General features: G+C 73.7%; 17 protein-coding genes. 12 read left to right on the plus strand and 5 right to left on the minus strand.

Features of this window, described 5'->3' with window-relative positions; genetic code table 11:
• Positions 1 to 147: 147 nt before the first annotated feature.
• The gene (locus AC07AL_RS13095; protein ID WP_478317422.1) at positions 148 to 1,113 is read left to right on the plus strand and encodes an LAETG motif-containing sortase-dependent surface protein; all 966 of its coding nucleotides are present in this window, start codon (positions 148 to 150) and stop codon (positions 1,111 to 1,113) included.
• Positions 1,114 to 1,203: 90 nt separating this feature from the next.
• Here AC07AL_RS13095 and AC07AL_RS13100 read toward each other — a convergent pair whose 3' ends face one another.
• A complete protein-coding gene (locus AC07AL_RS13100; RefSeq protein ID WP_400804451.1) occupies positions 1,204 to 1,842 on the minus strand; it encodes an ATP-binding protein in 639 nt (212 codons plus the stop codon).
• Positions 1,843 to 2,071: 229 nt separating this feature from the next.
• On the opposite strand from AC07AL_RS13100, the gene AC07AL_RS13105 reads away from it, so the two are divergent.
• From AC07AL_RS13105 to AC07AL_RS13155, 11 genes are all read left to right on the plus strand, one after another.
• Positions 2,072 to 2,902: a hypothetical protein gene (locus tag AC07AL_RS13105; RefSeq protein WP_363581468.1), complete on the plus strand. Its 831-nt coding sequence runs from the start codon at positions 2,072 to 2,074 to the stop codon at positions 2,900 to 2,902.
• Between the two features lie 223 nt (positions 2,903 to 3,125).
• Positions 3,126 to 3,881, plus strand: coding sequence for a YcnI family copper-binding membrane protein (locus AC07AL_RS13110; RefSeq protein WP_363581470.1), 756 nt, complete (start codon positions 3,126 to 3,128; stop codon positions 3,879 to 3,881).
• Between the two features lie 79 nt (positions 3,882 to 3,960).
• Positions 3,961 to 4,629 carry an SCO family protein gene (locus AC07AL_RS13115; protein WP_363581472.1) on the plus strand — a complete coding sequence of 223 codons (669 nt, stop codon included), beginning with the start codon at positions 3,961 to 3,963 and terminating at the stop codon, positions 4,627 to 4,629.
• On the plus strand, positions 4,626 to 5,147 hold the full coding sequence (locus AC07AL_RS13120) for a copper chaperone PCu(A)C (RefSeq protein ID WP_363581474.1): 522 nt from the start codon (positions 4,626 to 4,628) through the stop codon (positions 5,145 to 5,147). Before AC07AL_RS13115 ends, AC07AL_RS13120 begins: the two co-directional genes overlap by 4 nt.
• Positions 5,148 to 5,160: 13 nt before the next feature.
• Complete coding sequence (locus AC07AL_RS13125) at positions 5,161 to 7,176, plus strand: copper resistance CopC/CopD family protein (protein ID WP_478317423.1); 2,016 nt, start codon at positions 5,161 to 5,163, stop codon at positions 7,174 to 7,176.
• Between the two features lie 5 nt (positions 7,177 to 7,181).
• Positions 7,182 to 8,534, plus strand: coding sequence for an iron uptake transporter deferrochelatase/peroxidase subunit (gene efeB / locus AC07AL_RS13130; RefSeq protein WP_478317424.1), 1,353 nt, complete (start codon positions 7,182 to 7,184; stop codon positions 8,532 to 8,534).
• A 141-nt stretch (positions 8,535 to 8,675) separates the two neighbouring features.
• Positions 8,676 to 9,611, plus strand: a complete 936-nt coding sequence (gene pheA / locus AC07AL_RS13135) for a prephenate dehydratase (RefSeq protein ID WP_363581480.1) — start codon at positions 8,676 to 8,678, stop codon at positions 9,609 to 9,611.
• A 537-nt stretch (positions 9,612 to 10,148) separates the two neighbouring features.
• The gene (gene serS / locus AC07AL_RS13140; protein ID WP_363581482.1) at positions 10,149 to 11,423 is read left to right on the plus strand and encodes a serine--tRNA ligase; all 1,275 of its coding nucleotides are present in this window, start codon (positions 10,149 to 10,151) and stop codon (positions 11,421 to 11,423) included.
• 47 nt (positions 11,424 to 11,470) lie between these two features.
• Positions 11,471 to 12,331 (plus strand): HAD family hydrolase, encoded by an 861-nt coding sequence (locus tag AC07AL_RS13145; protein ID WP_400985449.1) that lies wholly within the window; start codon positions 11,471 to 11,473, stop codon positions 12,329 to 12,331.
• Between the two features lie 140 nt (positions 12,332 to 12,471).
• Entirely contained in the window at positions 12,472 to 13,203 is a 732-nt protein-coding gene (locus AC07AL_RS13150) for a FadR/GntR family transcriptional regulator (RefSeq protein ID WP_063351236.1), read from the plus strand.
• Between the two features lie 66 nt (positions 13,204 to 13,269).
• On the plus strand, positions 13,270 to 14,565 hold the full coding sequence (locus tag AC07AL_RS13155) for a CynX/NimT family MFS transporter (RefSeq protein ID WP_400804442.1): 1,296 nt from the start codon (positions 13,270 to 13,272) through the stop codon (positions 14,563 to 14,565).
• Between the two features lie 48 nt (positions 14,566 to 14,613).
• Here the strand turns inward: AC07AL_RS13155 and AC07AL_RS13160 are convergent, their stop codons facing one another.
• The 4 genes from AC07AL_RS13160 to AC07AL_RS13175 all read right to left on the minus strand — a co-directional run bounded on the left by AC07AL_RS13160 (position 14,614) and on the right by AC07AL_RS13175 (position 18,237).
• The gene (locus tag AC07AL_RS13160) at positions 14,614 to 15,333 is read right to left on the minus strand and encodes an ABC transporter permease (protein ID WP_063348377.1); all 720 of its coding nucleotides are present in this window, start codon (positions 15,331 to 15,333) and stop codon (positions 14,614 to 14,616) included.
• 112 nt (positions 15,334 to 15,445) lie between these two features.
• Complete coding sequence (locus tag AC07AL_RS13165; protein ID WP_363621121.1) at positions 15,446 to 16,363, minus strand: ABC transporter ATP-binding protein; 918 nt, start codon at positions 16,361 to 16,363, stop codon at positions 15,446 to 15,448.
• 25 nt (positions 16,364 to 16,388) lie between these two features.
• A complete protein-coding gene (locus AC07AL_RS13170; protein ID WP_363581492.1) occupies positions 16,389 to 17,291 on the minus strand; it encodes an ABC transporter permease in 903 nt (300 codons plus the stop codon).
• Complete coding sequence (locus tag AC07AL_RS13175) at positions 17,275 to 18,237, minus strand: ABC transporter ATP-binding protein (protein ID WP_363581494.1); 963 nt, start codon at positions 18,235 to 18,237, stop codon at positions 17,275 to 17,277. Before AC07AL_RS13175 ends, AC07AL_RS13170 begins: the two co-directional genes overlap by 17 nt.
• Between the last annotated feature and the right edge of the window lie 277 nt (positions 18,238 to 18,514).

The raw sequence follows: 18,514 nt of genomic DNA on the forward strand, positions 1-18,514 counted from the left end.
AGCATCGATCACTTAGCGCCAAATCCGATCGAAACCAGCCATCCGCAACCGGTAGGGTTCGCGGGCGCGACCCGCGCCGACGGCCCTGCCGGAGGCCTCAAGTCGCCCGAAATCAACCCCATTTACCCCAATCTGGAGCTTCTCAACGTGCGCTCTTCTCGCCTTCTGGCCGCGTCCGCGCTGATGGCGCTCTCCTTCGGCACCACGGTCGGCGCCGTCAGCGCGAGTGCGGTCGGAGTCCCCTCCTCTCCGCCCCCCACCTCCACCACGGCCACCCCGAGCGCCCCCGCGCCGAGCACCCCGGCCCCGAGCACCACCCCGAGCGCCCCGGCCACGGCGACTCCAAGCACCACCCCCAGCCGCACCGCGACGGCCACCCCCACCAACCGGCCGTCCACCCTGCCGACGCCGACCCCGACCACCAGCGACCGGTGCCACGGCGGCGTCTACCAGAGCCCGCTGCTCAAGGTCACCGGCTCCGGCCTGTACGGCACCACCCTGGTCAAGGGCGGACCGGCCGCCGAGCTGAGCGTGACCTGGCAGAACAACAGCGGCGTCGATCTGCCCGCCGTCCACAACTCGCTCTACGTCACCGACGAGTTCGACGGGGACTACCCCGTCCAGTGGAGCACCGAGTTCTTCGACGTGCAGCTGAACACCGGCTCCGGCTGGAAGCCCGCAAAGCTCGACGACCGCTCCCTCCAGTCGCCGGACCTCAAGCTGGCCAAGGGCGAGAAGATCACCTACCAGGTCCGGATCGCCGCCACCGCCAAGGCCCCGGTCGGGAAGTACGGCGCCAACTACGACGCCGGCTCCGACGCGTTCGACAACGACAAGGTGCCCACCCCGGCCAACAACAAGCCGAACGCCTGCACCCAGTTCTACAACCCCTTCGAGGGCGAGTTCCGGGTCGCCGAGGCCGGTGGCGCCACGACCCCCGCGGCCGCCGCCCACGGTTCGGCTTCCGCCTCGCCGTCGGCGGGCCCGCACCTGGCCGAGACCGGCACCGACTCCAACACCCTGCCGATCGCCCTCGGCGGCGCCGCCGTCCTGGCGGCCGGCGCGGGCACCGTGTTCGTCCTGCGCCGCCGCAAGGCCGGCGCGCACAGCTGACCCCTGCACCCGGGTGAACGCCGGGGGCGCGGACCGTGGTCCGCGCCCCCGGCGTTCGTCGTATCAGTCCGTCGTCATCGGTTCGCCGTGTCAGGACGCTGCCCGCAACAAGGCGCCGTCCTGCCACTTGAGGATCTTGTCGAAGCTCACGATGGCGCCCCGGAGCGGGTGGTTGCGGAGCTGGACGTGGTCGGTGAGGGCGTGGATGAGGAAGAGGCCCCGGCCGGATTCGGCGGTGAGGTCCGGGAGGGTGTCGAGGTCCACGGGGCGCAGCGTGGGCGCCGTGGGGCGGGCGGGGAGGACGTGGGTGTCGTAGGGGTGGCCGTCGCGCCGGGGCTGGTGGGCGGTGAGGACGCGGGCCGGGACGGTGGCGCGGCCGCGGCGGGGGCGGCGGTGCGCGGCCGGGCGGGGCGGCGGCGGGGGGACGGGGCGGCGGCGCAGCGCCGGGGCGGGGGTGCCGACGGGGCCGGGCAGGCCGGGGCCGGAGTCGGTGACCTCGATCCGCAGGCGGTCGCCGCTGATCGAGGCGGTGACCTGGAAGCCGCCGTCGGGCCGCCCGCAGGCGCCGTGCTCGACGGCGTTGGCGCAGGCCTCGCTGAGGGCGACGCCGAGGTCGTGGGCGATCTGCGGGTCGACGCCCGCCGTCGCCATGGCACCGAGCAGGATGCGCCGGGCCAGCGGGACGCTGGCCGGGTCGCGCTTGAGGTGCAGAGTCCACCAGATGTCCACGGGAGGTCCCTCCTGGCTGCGGCTCCACATACAACTAGGTATCTCCGGGCGATTCGGCGGTGAACCGTGCCCGGGGCCCGCTGCCGCCCGTTCGGCGGATGGACTGAGGCCGTGGATTGTGCCGAGTGGCGCACTCGCCGGCCTGCACGCCGCTGCCGAACGGGGCATTCGTAGGGATTTCCCACCCTGCCCACGCGGGCGAGGTAGGCGGTGAGATGATGTCTCGGCCATGACTGCCCTCCCCGCCGCCCCGCTCCCGGGCGCCCTCGCACCGGATGCGCCGGTGGGGGCCGCCGCCTGGGACCTGCGGCTTGCCCGGGCCGTCCCGTTCGCCCTGGTGTGCACGTTGATAGCGGCTGCCGGGCACGCCCTGGCGGGTGGCGGGAACGTGCCGCCGGCCGCGTTGGCGACGGGCTTCGCCGCGGTGCTGGTGCTCGCGGTGGCCTGCGGTGGGCGGGAGCGTTCGCTGACGGCCATCGCCGGTGCGCTGGGCGCGGGGCAGCTCGGGCTGCACTGCCTGTTCCACAGCTTCAACGGCCACGCCGCGATCGGCGGCATGGCCGGCATGCACCACGGCGGCTCCGGTCCGCTGACCCTGCCGACCGTGGCGGGCCGGCTGATCTGCAACGAGGCGCGCCCCGGCACGCTGGCCGGCCTGCCGGGGAGCCCGACCGCCGAGCAGCTGGTCTCCTCGGCGGGCCTGGACCCGAACGCGTACGCCGTCGCCCCGTGGTGGCAGGGCGGCGTGTTCGGGATGACGCCGTCGATGCTGGCCGGGCACCTGGCCGCCGCGCTGGTCGCGGGCTGGTGGCTGCGGCGCGGTGAGGCGGCGCTGTGGCGGCTGGTGCGGGTGACCGCGTCGGCGGCCCGGGAGCACTGGGCGGCGCCGCTGCGGTCGGCGCTGGTGCTGGTGGCGGCGCTGCTGCGCGGCCTGTTCGGCGCGGCCGGTCCGGCCCGCCGGTTCGGCGTCCGGGGCGGGGAGAGTCCGCTTCCGGCGGGTGCCGCGCTGCGGCACAGCGTGGTGCGGCGCGGTCCGCCGCTCGGGGCCTTCGCGTACTGATCCGGCTCCTGGCGCCCCGTTCGTGTCGGGCCCCGGTCGTGCGCAGCGTCCCGGGCCGGTCCCGCGTGTCCCCGACATCCCGTGTGTCCCCGACACGCCGACGGCCCCCGGTTCCGCCCCACACGTCCCCAGCACGTCCCCACGCGCGGCCCCGCCGAGGCACGGTCTTCCCGTCGCCCGGACGCGGGCCGGTCCGCCGAGCTCCGATCGGAGACACCGCATCATGCGTTCCCTTCCCACCCGCCGTCTCGCCGCCGTCGCCCTCACCGCCGCCGCCTCCGTGGTGGCGCTGGCCGGTCCCGCGTTCGCGCACGTCACCGTGAACCCGGGTGCGGCCGCCCAGGGCGGCTACACGGCCGTCGACTTCCGGGTGCCGAACGAGAGCGACGCCGCCGGCACGGTGAAGCTGGAGGTCAACCTCCCGCTGGACCACCCGCTGGCCTCCGTCCGCACCCTGCCGCTGCCGGGCTGGACCGCGACCGTCGAGAAGGCGAAGCTCGACAAGCCGATCAAGGTGCACGGCAGCGACGTCAACGAGGCCGTCTCCAAGATCACCTGGACCGCCGACGCCGGCACCAAGATCGCCCCCGGTCAGTTCCAGGAGTTCCGGGTCTCGATCGGCCCGCTGCCGTCCGACGCCGACAGCATGGTCTTCAAGACCCTGCAGACCTACGACAACGGCGACATCGTCCGCTGGATCGACGAGTCCAAGGACGGCCAGCCCGAGCCGGCCCACCCGGCCCCCGTCCTGAAGCTCACCAAGGCCGCCGCCGGTGAGGACGCCCACGGCGGCGTCACTGCCTCCCCCTCCGCGGGCGCCCATGGCGACAGCTCCGACCACGCCGCGGCCCCGGCCGGCGCCAAGTCCAGCGACTCCACCGCCCGGGTGCTCGGCGTGGTCGGCATCGTGGTCGGCGTGATCGGCACCGCCGTCGGCGTGCTCGGCCTGCGCCGCCGGAGCAGCGGCTCCGCCTCCTGACCCACCCCGCCGGCGGGGCCGTACCCACGCCCCGGGTACGGTCCCGCCGGCGGTCCCACCCCGCACGATCGGATCTCCCATGCTCCGCACCACCCGCACCACCCGCCTGGCCGGCGCGGCCGCCGTCGCGCTCGCCGCCGCCCTGACGCTGACCGCCTGCGGCTCCTCCGGGGGCGGCTCGACCGCCGCCAAGGTCGTCCAGCAGAAGTCCGACTCGCCGTACCAGGGCACGGTGCTCACCAAGAACTTCGAGAAGCCCGACCTCCAGCTGACCGACACCTCCGGCCAGCCGTACGACCTGCGGCAGCAGACCAACGGCAAGACCACGCTGCTGTTCTTCGGCTACACCAGCTGCCCGGACGTCTGCCCGACCACCATGGGCGACATCGGCGTCGCGATGAAGGCGCTCCCGGCCGAGGAGCGGCAGAAGGTCAACGTCGTCTTCGTCTCCACCGACCCGCAGCGCGACACCCCCAAGGTGCTGCGCACCTGGCTGGACTCGATGGGCAGCGACTTCATAGGCCTGACCGGCGACCTGGCCAAGGTGAAGACGGCCGCCAGGTCGCTCGGCATCATGATCGAGGACCCGGTGGTCAACGCGGACGGCACCGTCACCTCGACCCACGGCGCGCAGGTGCTGGCCTTCCTCCCCTCGGACGACAAGGCGCACGTGCTCTACCTGAGCGGCACCGAGGAGAAGACCTACGAGCACGACCTGCCGCTGCTCGCCAAGGGGGTCGCGGCATGAAGGCCTCGACCGGCCACGCCCCGGCCGGCCGCGCGACCCTCGGCTTCCGACGGACGGCGCTCACGGGCGCGGTACTGGCGACGGCCCTGGGCGGCGGCGCCATCCTGGTCGCCTGCGGGGCAGGCGGTCAGGGCGGTGCCGGCGGCGGGGCGGCGAAGCTGAGCGTCGCCGACTCCTACATCCCGCTGCCCCCGGCCGGCGGGATGGCCGCCGGCTACCTGACCGTCCGCAACGACGGCGGGCAGGACCAGCTGGTCAAGGTGAGCAGCCCGGGCGCCGAGTCCGTCACCATGCACCGCTCGACCCCGTCGAGCATGGAGCAGGTCCCGAGCCTGGACGTGCCCGCGCACGGCGCGTTGGAGTTCGCCCGCGGCGGCACCCACCTGATGATCATGGGATGGCAGAAGGCCCCCGCCCTCGGCGACGAGCTGGAGCTCGACCTGACCTTCGCCAAGTCCGGCACCCTGTCGGTCAAGGTGCCGGTCAAGGAGCTCACCTACCGCCCCGGCCAGAGTTAAGGGGACCGCCAGCATGGAGAAGGCCGCCCACCGCCGCATCGCCGGACTGCTCGGGACGCTCGGCGTGCTGCTCGCGCTGATGCTCGCCGGCGCCGGACCGGCCGCCGCGCACGCCACCCTGGAGTCCACCGACCCGCACCAGAACTCGGTGGTCGCCACCGCCCCGCAGGCGGTCACGCTGACCTTCAGCGAGTCCGTGTCGCTGTCCAGCGACTCGGTGCGGGTGCTCGACCCGGCCGGCAAGGCGGTGGACACCGGCAACCCCGGGCACGCCGACGGCAAGGCGGACACCGCCCGGGTCGGACTGAACAGCGGGCTCGCCAACGGCACGTACACCGTCGCCTGGCGGGCCGTCTCGGAGGACTCGCACCCGATCGGCGGCGCGTTCACCTTCTCCATCGGCGCGCCCTCGGACACCTCGGTGTCCGCCACCGCGCTCCAGGGCGCCAAGGCCGACGGCCTGGTCTCCGCCCTCTACGGCACCGGGCGCACCGTCGCGTACGCGGCGTTCGCGCTGCTCGCCGGCGTCGCCGCGTTCGTGCTGATCTGCTGGCCGGAGGGCGCCGCCCGGCGCCGGATGCAGCGGCTGCTGATGACCGGCTGGGCGGCGCTGCTGGCCTCCACCGTCGCGGTGCTGATGCTGCGCGGCCCGTACGAGCGCGGTTCGGGGATCGGCAAGGCCCTCGACCTGTCGCTGGTGCGCGCCACCCTGGACGAGCGGATCGGCACCGCGCTGGCCGCCCGGCTGCTGCTGCTCGCGGCGAGCGGGGTGTTCCTGTCGCTGCTGGTCGGCCAGTTGGGGCAGCCGGCCCGGCCGGCGGTGCGGCCCGGCGGCGCCGGGAGCACGGGGAGCGCCGGAGGCGCGAGCGACGAGGAGGCCGAGGAGGCCGAGCTGCGGGAGCTGGAGCAGCGCGCCGCCGAGCGGCCGCAACGCGAGGCCCGGCTGGGCCTCGGCGTCGCCGGGCTGGTGCTCTCGATCGCCCTGGCGGCGACCTGGGTCGGCGCCGACCACGCCTCGGTCGGCATCCAGGTCTGGCTGTCGCTGCCGCTCGGCATGCTGCACCTGATCGCGATGGCGCTCTGGCTGGGCGGCCTGGCCGCGTTGCTGGTCGCGCTGCGCGAGGGTGTCGGCGCGCAGGTCGTCGACCGCTTCTCGAAGGTCGCCTTCGGCTCGGTCGCGGTGCTGGCCGCCACCGGCGTCTACCAGTCCTGGCGCGGCCTCGGCAGCTGGGGCGCGCTGACCGGCACCGAGTACGGGCGGCTGCTGCTGGTGAAGACCGGCTGCGTGGCCGTGATGCTCGGCGCCGCCTGGTTCTCCCGCACCTGGCTGGCCCGGCTGCGCGCGGCCCCGGCCGAGGCGGCGGAGGTCGAGCCGGCCGCTGTGCCGGAGCCGGTCGGCGTCGCCGCCGCGCACTCCGAGGACCCGCTCCGGCAGGCCCAGCTGGCCCGCCAGCAGGCGGCCCGGGAGAGCGCCGGGCGCGAGCGCGGACTGACCCCGACCCGGGCGGGGCTGCGCCGCTCGGTGCTGGTCGAGGCGCTCGTCGCGGTGGCGGTGCTGGTGGTCACCACGATGCTCACCAACTCCCCGCCCGGGCGGGTGGCGAGCGAGGTCAAGGCCGGTGCCGTCGCACCCGCCGCCGGACCGGCCGCCGGGGGCGCGCCCGCCCCGCAGACCGAGCCGGGCCGCACCGTGGAGCTCAAGCTCCCGTACGACACCAAGGGCCGCACCCCGAACGCCAAGGGGACGGCGACCGTCACCCTCAACCCGGCCCGGACCGGTCCGAACGAAGTGCACCTCGCGCTGACCGGCGCGGACGGGCAGCCGGTGGACGTCCCCGAGGTGCAGCTCGCCTTCACCCTGCCGGACCGCGACCTCGGCCCGTTGCCGGTGGCGCTCACCCCGGAGGGCACCGGCCGCTGGAGCGGCACCGCGCAGCTGCCGCTGGCCGGCACCTGGGTGGTGTCGGTGCAGATCCGCTCCTCCGACATCGACCAGACCACCCCGACCCAGCAGTTCAAGATCGGCTGACCGCGATGGAGCACACCTCGACGGACCGCACCACGACGGACCGCACCACGGCGGACCGGGCCACGGCGGACCGGGCCACGGTGCCGAGGCCCGCAGCACAGGGTGCTCAGGCGCCCGGCCGCGCCGGCTTCACCCGGCGGGCCCTGCTCGGCACCGCCGGCGCCGGGCTGCTGGCCGGCGCCGGAGCCGGCGCCGCCGGGGCGGTCGCCCTGGACCGCCACCCCGGCGCGGCGCCCGCCGCCGGGCCGGGCGGCGCGCTCGGCGCGGCCCGGGTGCCGTTCCACGGCGAGCACCAGGCCGGCATCCTCGAACCCCAGCAGGCCCGGGTCCAGCTGGCCGCCTTCGACCTGGCCGAGGGCGCCGGCCGGGACGGGCTGCGCGCCCTGCTCCAGCGCTGGACGAAGACCGCCGAGCGGCTGACCGCCGGGGAGCCGGCCGAGGACGCCGACAACCAGGTGGCGCTGGACGCCGGCCCCTGCTCGCTCACCCTCACCGTCGGCTTCGGCGCCGCCCTGTTCGACAAGGCCGGGCTGGCCGACCGCCGCCCGCAGGCGCTCGAACCGCTGCCGCCCTTCCCCGCCGACGCGCTCGACCCCGCACGCGGCGACGGCGACCTGTTCGTCCAGATCGGCGCCGACGACGCCCTGGTGGCCGTGCACGCGCTGCGGGTGCTGCAACGCCAGGCGGCCGGCACGGCGGCGCTGCGCTGGCAGTCGGCCGGCTTCGCCCGTACGCCCGGTGCCACCGCGCGCCCGATGACCGGCCGCAACCTGATGGGCCAGATCGACGGCACCAACAACCCCCAGCCGGGCGAGGACGGCTTCGCCGCCAAGGTGTTCTGCACCGCCGGGCCGGACCAGCCGGCCTGGCTCGTCGGCGGCTCGTACCTGGTGTTCCGGCGGATCCGGATGCTGCTGGACAACTGGGAGGCGCTGCCGACCGACCGGCAGGAGCGGGTGATCGGGCGGCGCAAGTCGGACGGCGCACCGCTCGGCGCACCCGCCGGGGCCGGCGAGCGCACCCCCGTCGACCTGGCCGCGCAGGGCCCGGACGGCGCGCTGGCGATCCCCGCCGACGCGCACGTCCGGGTGGCCGCCCCGGCCGCCAACGGCGGGGCGGCGATGCTGCGGCGCGGGTTCTCGTACCACGACGGCCTGCTGCCCGACGGCTCGCCGGACGCCGGGCTGCTCTTCCTCGCCTTCCAGGCCGACCCGCGCAAGGGCTTCACCCCGGTGCAGCGCAAGCTGGCCCGGGGGGACGGCCTCTCCCGCTTCCTGCGGCACGAGGCCAGCGGCCTGTACGCGGTGCCGCCGGGCGTCCCGGCCGGCGGCTACCTCGGCCAGCAGCTCTTCGAGTAGCACGCCCCCGGCGGTCTCCGGTCCCGGCAGTCTCCGGTCCCGGCCACCGAAACGCTTTCCTGGCCGACGGGCGGAGTCGTTATGGTGACTTCTTCGGCAACACCCCTGCCCCGGTTCCCCCCTGTTTCCCACGGAGGCGTCATGTCGGCCACCCGCTACACCTACCTCGGTCCGGCCGGCACCTTCACCGAGGCTGCGCTGCGCACCCTGCCCGAGGCCGCGACCCGGGAGCTGGTGCCGCTGGCCTCGGTACCGCTGGTGCTGGACGCGGTGCGCGGCGGGGACGCCTCCGGGGCGTTCGTCCCGATCGAGAACTCGGTCGAGGGCGCCGTCACCGCGACCAATGACGAACTCGCCGCCGGTGCACCGCTGATGATCTACCGTGAGGTGCTGCTGCCGATCTCCTTCGCGCTGCTGGTGCGGCCGGGCACCGACCTGGCGGGGGTCAAGACGGTGACCAGCCACCCGGTGGCCCAGGCGCAGGTGCGCCGCTGGCTGGCGGCCAACCTGCCGGACGCGCAGTGGGAGTCGGCCGCCTCCAACGCGGACGGCGCCCGGCTGGTCGCCGAGGGCCGCTACGACGGGGCGTTCGCGGGCGAGTTCGCGGCGCCGATCTACGGCCTGGACCCGCTGGTCAAGGACATCGCGGACGCGCAGACCGCGACCACCCGGTTCGTCCTGGTCGGCCGCCCGGGCCGGGTCTCCTCGCCGACCGGCGCGGACAAGACCTCGATGGTGGTCTGGCTGCCGGACGACCACCCGGGCGCGCTGCTGGAGCTGCTCCAGGAGTTCGCGGTGCGCGGGGTCAACCTGATGCGGATCGAGTCGCGGCCGACCGGCGAGGGCATCGGCAACTACTGCTTCCTGATCGACTGCGAGGGGCACCTGTCCGAGCGCCGGGTGGCGGAGGCCCTGATGGGGCTGAAGCGGATCAGCCCGCAGGTGCGGTTCCTCGGCTCCTATCCGCGCGCCGACCGGCAGGTCTCCACGCACCGGCGGCCGGGGACCTCGGACGACGATTTCACGGCCGCCGCCGACTGGCTCTCCCGGTGCCTCGACGGGCGCGGCGACATCTGATCCACGCGAGGGCATCGTGACGACATCTGATCGATGCCCTTTGTCTTTCCGCCCTTTTCCGATCGCTTTCTCCCGGCCGGGCGGAAGGGGGCGGGTGACCGCACCCGTCGTCCACAGGGGCCCGCGGCGCCGGAACCCGCCATCCACAGGGGCGGGGACTATCCACAGCCGAAAGTTATCCACAGGCCTGGGGATGAGTCGACAAACCGGTATAGCCACTGCAGGTTTCGGTCGGATCATTGGTTAGCGGCGTAGAGATGACTAATCGGACCAGAGTCACCCGTGTGCCAGCAAATCACCCGTCCGAGTGCTTCAATTCCCTCACCCGAGAAGGTCAAATGAGGTTTGAAACCTCAATTCCCTGGCTTCGGTGATCGGAGGGCCAACCTCCCCTTCAATCCACAGGCACCGCCCGGATCCTGTGGATAACCCCGGCCCCGCCCGTTCCCCACAGAAGTTATCCACAGGATCCGGGCGGTTATCCCCAGGGGAAAACCCGTACCGGTGGATGAGCCTCCGCCCGGTACGCTTGGGCCTGTGATTGACCTTCGCCTGCTTCGTGAGGACCCTGACCGAGTGCGCGCCTCGCAGCGCGTCCGTGGCGAGGACGTCGACCTGGTCGACGCCCTCCTCTCCGCCGACGAACGGCGCCGGTCCTCGGGCAGTCGCTTCGACGAACTGCGCAGCGAGCAGCGGACGCTCGGCAAGCAGGTCGCCCAGGCCAAGGGCGAGGAGAAGGCCGCCCTGCTGCAGCGCACCAAGGAGCTGGCCGCCGAGGTCAAGGCCGCGGACGCCGAGCAGGGCGCGGCCAAGGAGGAGGCCGATCGCCTGCTCCGCTCGCTGGCGAACCTCATCGACCCGGCCGCCCCGGTCGGCGGCGAGGAGGACTTCGTCACCCTGGAGGAGATCGGCACCCCGCGCGACTTCGCCGCCGAGGGCTTCGAGCCGCGCGACCACGTCGAGCTCGGCCAGATCCTGGGCGCGATCGACACCGAGCGCGGTGCCAAGGTCGCCGGCGCCCGCTCCTACTACCTGACCGGCGTCGGCGCGCTGCTGGAGCTCGCCCTGGTCAACATGGCCATCGCCCAGGCCACCGCGGCCGGCTTCATCCCGATGATCACCCCGACCCTGGTCCGGCCCGCCGCCATGGACGGCACCGGCTTCCTCGGCCAGGCCGCCGAGAACGTGTACCACCTCGCCGAGGACGACCGGTACCTGGTCGGCACCAGCGAGGTCCCGCTCGCCGCGTACCACATGGACGAGATCCTCGACGCCGAGAAGCTGCCGCTGCGCTACGCCGGCTACTCGTCCTGCTTCCGCCGCGAGGCCGGCACCTACGGCAAGGACACCCGCGGCATCATCCGCGTCCACCAGTTCGAGAAGGTGGAGATGTTCGTCTACACCACTCCCGAGGACGCCGAGAACGAGCACCGCCGCCTGCTCCAGTGGGAGAAGGACTTCCTCAACGCGCTGGAGCTGCCCTACCGGGTGATCGACGTCGCCTCCGGCGACCTCGGCGCCTCGGCCGCGCGCAAGTTCGACATCGAGGCCTGGATCCCGACCCAGGGCAAGTACCGCGAGGTCACCTCGACCTCCAACACCACCGAGTACCAGGCCCGCCGGCTCGCCATCCGGATGCGCGAGGAGGGCAAGACCCGCCCGCTGGCCACCCTGAACGGCACCCTGGTCGCCGTCCCGCGCACCATCGTGGCGATCCTGGAGAACCACCAGCAGGCCGACGGCTCGGTGGTCGTGCCCGAGGCACTGCGGCCGTTCCTCGGCGGGCGGACCGTCCTCGAACCGGTCAAGTAGCACCGCGCCACCCGCACCACCCGCAACTCCCGGGAGACGTACGGCCCATGAGCACCACCAGCCCCAGCCCCGTCTCCCCCAACGGTGAGCGCCCGAGCGGTGGCGACCTGCCCTACCGGCTGGTCGCCACCGACCTCGACGGCACCCTGCTGACCAGCACGGAAACCGTCTCCGAGCGCACCCGCGCCGCCCTGGCCACGGCCACCGGCGCGGGCGCGCTGCACATCGTCGTCACCGGCCGCTCCGCCGCCTGGGCCCGCCCGGTCTTCGACGAGATCGGCTACACCGGGATAGCCGTCTGCGGCCAGGGCGCCCAGGTGTACGACGCCGGCGCGCACCGGCTGCTCACCTCCCTCACCCTGGACCGCCGGCTCGCCGGGCTCGCCATCGCCAAGATCGAGGCCGAGACCGGCCCGCTGGCCGTCGCCGCCAACCAGGACGGCCTGGACGGCCAGGTGCTGGCCGGCCCCGGCTACGAGCTGCTGATCGGCTCCGACCTCCCGGTCGTCCGGGTCGACCGCGACCAGCTGCTCGACGCCCCGGTGAGCAAGCTCTACATCCAGCACCCCGGCCTGACCGACGACGCGCTCGCCGAGGCCGCCCGCCGCGTCGCCGGGGACCTGGTCGGCGTCGTGATGGCCGGCGCCGGAGTGGTCGAACTGCTGCCGCTGGGCCTGTCCAAGGCCACCGGGCTGGCCGTCGCCGCCCGCCGCCTGGGCGTCCGCGGGGCCGACACCATCGCCTTCGGCGACATGCCCAACGACGTGCCGATGTTCGGCTGGGCGGCCCGCGGCGTGGCGATGGCCAACGCCCACGAGGAACTGCTCGCCGTCGCCGACGAGGTCACCGCGAGCAACGACGAGGACGGCGTCGCCGTCGTCCTGGAACAGCTCTACCCGGGCGTCTAGGCCCTCCTCCTCCCGACCTCGCCGTAGTGTTCGGCGGGGGTTCACCTCCAGTTGTAGGATGACCGGGCAAGCGGTTGTAGGATGACCGATGACCGGCGTTGACCAGCGGCGCGGTGACCGACAACGAAGGGAGTACCGGCATGACCAACGACGGCAACAGCCTCCAGGCGGCCGGACGGCGCTCCCTGGTGGACACCGCGATCGACCAGCTGCGCGAACAACTGGCCGGCGGCGTCTGGCCGGTGGGATCGCAGATCCCCACCGAGCACGAACTCGCCGAGCGGCTCCAGGTCGGCCGGAACACCGTCCGGGAGGCGATCCGGGTGCTGGTGCACGCCGGCATGCTGGTCTCCCGCCAGGGCGAGGGGACGTTCGTCCGCTCCACCAGCGACCCGGCCGCCGTCCTGCGCGGCGTCCAGCGCTCGGGCATCCGGGACGTCCTGGAGGTCCGGGCCGCGCTGGAGACCGAGGCCGCCCGACTGGCCGCGCTGCGGCACACCCGCGAGGACGTCGAGCGGATGCGGGCCGCGCTGGCCCGCGAGGCCGAGGTGATCGCCTCGCACGCCGAGCGGACCGACCGCGAGGCCACCGTCGAGCACGACCTGGAGTTCCACACCGCCATCGTCGAGGCCGCGCACAACCCGGCGCTCACCGAGGTCTACCGCTACTTCGGTGCCTCCGTGCGCGAGTCGATGACCTCGGCCTTCGGCGACCACGACATGCCCGAGGTGGCCGTGGCCACCCACGCGGCGCTGGTCGACGCGATCGAGAGCGGCGACCCGGACCGTGCCGAGGCCGCGTGTCGTGCGCTGCTCGCCGAGCCGACCGCGGCCGTCGAGCAGCTCCTCGCGGCCATCGCGGCCCGGAAGTGACGTAGGCACCCGCCTCCCTTCCGTCCTCCGCGCCCTCTCGCACATTCACGAAAGAACAGCACACCCATGGCCGTCACCCGTGCCCAGCAGCCGGTTGCCACCACGTCCCTCCCGCTTCCCGTCCGCACCCGGCTGGCCCACCCCGCGCTGCTGCTGACCGGCATCCTGCTGGTCGCGCTGAACATGCGCGCCTGCCTGGCGGCGGTGTCGCCGATGGTCGGCGAGATCCAGCGGACCTTCGGACTCTCCGCCACCGCGAGCGGACTGATCACCACCGTGCCGGTGCTGTTCCAGGGCGTCGGCGCCCCGCTCACGCCCCGGCTGACCCGGCGGTTCGGCACCGAACGGGTGGTGCTGGGCGCGGTCCTGGTGCTGGGCGCGGGCGTGCTGCTGCGGGTGCTGCCCTCGGTGGCGGCGCTGTACGCGGGCTGCGTGGTGATCGGCGTGGCCATCGCGGTGCTGAACGTGTCGATGCCGGGCCTGGTGAAGCGGGAGTTCCCGGACCGGGCGGCGGCGATGACCGGCGTCTACTCGACCACCATGCTGGTCGGCGCGACCCTGGCGGCCGGTCTGTCGGTGCCGCTGGAGCACGCCCTCGGCGGCGGCTGGCAGGCCTCGCTGGGCACCTGGTCGCTGCTCGCGCTGATCGCCGCGGTGGCCTGGCTGCCGCAGGTGCTGCGCTCCCGGCAGGAGCGGGCGGCGGCGTCCGGGGCGGCGGCGTCCGGGGCAGCGGCCCCTGCCGGTCCTGCGGCCGGTCGTGTGGCCGGTCGTGTGGCCGAGAAGCCGATCGAGGGCATCTGGCGCTCGCCGATGGCCTGGCAGATCAGCCTCTTCATGGGCATCTCGTCGCTGCTGGTGTACACCCTGGTCGCCTGGATGCCGACCATCCTGGCCGACCACGGCATGGACCGCGGCGAGGCCGGTCTGGTCTTCGCCTTCTCCAACCTGGTGCAGGTCGCGGGCGCCTTCCTGGTGCCGCTGCTGGCCGGCCGGATGACCCGCCAGCGCGGGCTGGCGGTGGTCATGGCCGGGCTGAACGGCCTCGGCATCGCCCTGCTGCTGATCGCGCCGGTGTCCGGCGCCTGGGTGTCGGCGACCATCCTGGGCGTCGCCCAGGGCGGTTCGCTGGGCCTGGGCCTGGCCTTCATCGTGCTGCGCACCGGCAGCGCGGCCGGCGCCGCCCAGCTGGGCGGGATGTCGCAGGCGGTCGGCTACCTGGTCGCGGCGGCGGGCCCGGTCGGCGCCGGCGCGCTGCACCAGCTCACCGGCGGCTGGACGGCCACCCTGGTGCTGATGCTGGTGCTGGCCACCGTGGTCGGCGCGGCCGGCTGGGGCGCGGGCCGCAACCGGACGCTCGGCTAGCACCTCCGCTCGGGCCGACCCCGACTGCCCCGGGTCGGCCCCGTCCGGCTACTCCTCGGCGGCCAGGGTCAGTCCGGCCAGCTTCACCGAGGCCAGCACCGTCGCCGCCACGGTGACCGCCAGCAGCAGCGGGACGGCCACCCCGAGCGAGACGTCGGCGCCGATCGCGGCGTCCCCGGCGACCGCCTCGGCCACCGACCGGCCCCACTGCTGGACGCTCAGCGTCCGGGCGCCCGACACGAAGTTGCCGATCAGCGACTCCCAGACCAGCGCGTACCCCAGTCCGGCCACCACCGCGTGCCGGGTGACCACGCCGAGCAGCAGGAACAGCGCGCTGTACGCCGCCCCGGCGACCAGCACGGCCACGGTGTAGCCGAGCGCGATGCCGTCCCTGGTGCCGATCAGCAGCAGGCCGCAGAGCAGCGTCGGGAGGGCGGCGAACACCCAGGTGGTGCCGATCGCGACGACCAGCTTGGTGGTGACGATCTTCCACCGCGGCAGCGGCTTGGCCAGCAGGTAGACGATCGAGCCGTCGTCGATCTCGGTGGCGATCACGCCGGTGCCGACGACCAGGCCGAGGATCGGCACCAGGGTGCCGAGGCCGAGCTGCCCGAGGATCTTGACGGTGAGGTCGTGCTCGTTCCCGCTGGCGGTGCCGCTCGCGACGGCCGAGATGACCAGCAGCAGGGCGGGGACCACCAGCAGCAGGAGGCCGCGGCGGCGGCCCAGCAGGCCGCGCAGGGTCAGCCTGGCGACGGTCGGGTTCATGGTCGGTCGGCCCTTTCCTGGGTCCGGTACGGGAGTTCGGTGGCTCGGACGCCGGGCCTCGCGCGGACGCCGGGCCTCGCGCGGACGCCGGGCCTCACGCGGATGCCCGGCCTCACGCGGACACCAGGTAGGAGAAGACGCTCTCCAGCGACTCGTCCGCCGGCGAGACGGTGTACAGCCGGATGTCCGCCTCGCGGGCGACCCGGGGCAGCAGGGTGGTGAAGCCCTGGAAGTTCACCGCCTCGATCCGCAGCGCCCGTTCCCGCGCGTCCACCTCGACACCGGTCGTGGAGCCGTCGGCGATCAGCGCGGCGGCCAGCCGACGGTCGTCGCTGGAGCGGACCAGGTAGCGGTGCGGCCGGTCGGTCATCAGCCGGCGGATCTTCCGGAAGTCGCCCGAGGCGGCGTGCCGGCCGGCCACCACGACCTCGATGTGCCGGGCCAGTTGCTCGACCTCCTCCAGGATGTGGGAGGAGAACAGCACCGTCCGGCCGTCCGCGCCGAACCGGCGCAGCAGCTCCATCAGCTGGAGCCGCTGGCGCGGGTCCATGCCGTTGAACGGCTCGTCGAGCAGCAGCACGGCCGGGTCGTGGACCAGCGCGGAGGCCATCTTGACCCGCTGCTTCATGCCCTTGGAGTACGTCCCGGTGCGGCGGTCCTTGGCGTAGGCCATCTCCACCAGGTCCAGGGCGCGCCGGGCGGCGGCGCCCGGGTCGGCGAGACCGTGCAGTTCGGCGTTGGCGAGCACGAACTCCCAGCCGGTCAGGTAGTCGTACATCGACTCCCGCTCCGGGACCAGGCCGATCTGCCGGTACACCTGCTGGTTGCGCCAGATCGGCGCGCCGTCCAGGGTGACCGCCCCGCTGGAGGGCGAGAGGAAGCCGCTCATCATGTGGATGAGGGTCGACTTGCCCGCGCCGTTCGGACCGAGCAGGCCGGTGATACCTGGGCCGATCGTCATACTGATGTCGTTGACGGCGACCACGTTCCCGAACCAGCGGGAGACCTTGTCGATGGTGATGGTGGCCATGACGCCTCTCAAACTCCTCGGTTCATCAGACGCTGCGGTAGCGGCGCAGCAGCAGCCCGTACGAGCCGGACACCATCGCGAGGACGGCGGCGGTGAAGACGACCACGCCGAGCCCGCCGGGCGCGTGCATCCGGCCGTCCATCCCGCCGACGTCGAAGAGCTGGTTGGTCAGGCTCTCCACCAGGTCGTTCGGCGACAGCAGCGCGATCCACTGGGCGGAGTCCGGGACGGTGAGCTCGGTGGCGGTGCCGATCCGGGTCAGGATCGCCACCACGGCCGTGCTGATCGCCAGGTAGCCCATGATCCCGGCCACCCCGAAGCCGCGGCGCGGGGTCGCGGCGGCGACCACCAGCGCCACCGAGGTCGGCACCAGGGAGTACAGCAGGGCGGCGACCAGGCCGGACAGGAAGTGCCCGGTGTTGTGCCCGAAGTCCAGCCCGCCGAGCAGCGCCCCGATGTAGAGGACCAGCAACGGCGCCGCCATCAGCAGGAACTGGGCGCTGACCATGGCGGCGAACTTGGCCCGGACGTAGTCGGCGCGGGTGATCGGGCGGGAGAAGTACAGCGGGACGGTGTGGTGCCGGAGATCCCGGGAGAACAGCACCGGCGCCTGCGAGGCCAGGAAGATCGACACGACCAGCACGAACGAGGACAGGTACCGCGGGTAGTCCAGCGGCAGCTCCTTCGCGCTGGTGGCGAGCGCGATCGCCACCATGACCACGGCCGGCATCGTGACCACGCCGAGCACCAGCATCGGCAGCACCTTGGACTTGCCGGAGCGCCCGAGCCCGTACGCGGCGCGCAGGCTCTGGGTGAACAGCGAGCGGGTGGCGTAGGCCCGACCGAGCCGGGGCCCGGTGTAGCCGCGGTAGCCGATGTCGTGGATGACGCCGGTGTCGGCGGACCTGGTGTCAGGAGGCAGCGACATCGTCCGTCCCTCCCCTGTTCTCGTCGGTGAAGAGTTCGGCGACCCGGTGGCGGCGCTGCTCCAGCCGGACCAGGCCGAGACCCAGGCCGGCGACGGTGTCGCGGATGGTGTCGTAGGTGTCGTCGCCGGCCAGCCGGACCAGCAGCAGGTGCGAGCCCTCCGGCTGGACGGACAGCCCGGCGGCGGCCAGCCGTTCGCGGACGGCGTCGCCCGGCTCCGGGACGGCGTCCTGCGGGTGGTCCGTCACCTCGACCGCCAGGACGGCCGTCGCCTCGGTGAAGGAGGCGGTGGAGGAGGAGCGCAGCAGCTTGCCGCCGTCGATCACGACCAGGTGGTCGCAGGTGCGCTCCAGCTCGCCGAGCAGGTGGGTGGTGACCAGCACCGAGATCCCGAAGTCGGTGTGCACCCGGCGGATCAGGCCCAGCATCTCGTCCCGGCCGGCCGGGTCGAGGCCGTTGGTCGGCTCGTCCAGCAGCACCAGCTTCGGGTCGTGCACCAGCGCCTGGGCGAGCTTGACCCGCTGCTTCATGCCGGTCGAGTACCCGCCCATCGGCCGGTACCGCTCCTCGTACAGGCCGACGTGCCGCAGGGTGTCCGCGGTGCGCTCACGGGCGGCGGTGGCCGGCAGCCCCGCCATCCGCGCCATGTGCACCACGAACTCGGTCGCCGACACGTCGGGTGGCAGGCAGTCGTGTTCGGGCATGTAGCCGACCCGTTCGCGGATCTCCGGGCCCCGGGTGGCGACGTCCAGGCCGAGGACCTCGCCGCGGCCGGACGTCGCCGGGGCGAGGCCGAGCAGGATCTTGATGAGGGTGGACTTGCCCGCCCCGTTGGCCCCGACCAGCCCGACCACCCCGGGCCGCACCTCGACGGTGAGCTGGTCGAGGGCGGTGACCCGGGGGAACCTCTTGGTGAGGCCGTCCGTCTTGATGACAGCAGTGGACACCTGCTCAACGTAACGGGCCTACGCGCCAAGGGCTATGAGCTGGAATGACGAGCCCGTCTGCTGCTGCGGTATGACGCCGCGGAGGATCTCCCCTAAGGGGCGGAGCACCTCCCCCTCAGGGTCAGGACGTCCTCGTCGCCCGTGCGAGGCCGGCAACGGGGAATCCGGCGCGAGGTCCGACTCGGAAACGCCACCGGAGTCGCCGTGCCCGCGGTACCGGCCGCTTCCGATGCTCTCCGGGTCGACGGCCCTCGACGACCCGGCCGGGAGACGCGAA

This window comes from Kitasatospora sp. NPDC043949, assembly GCF_056435365.1.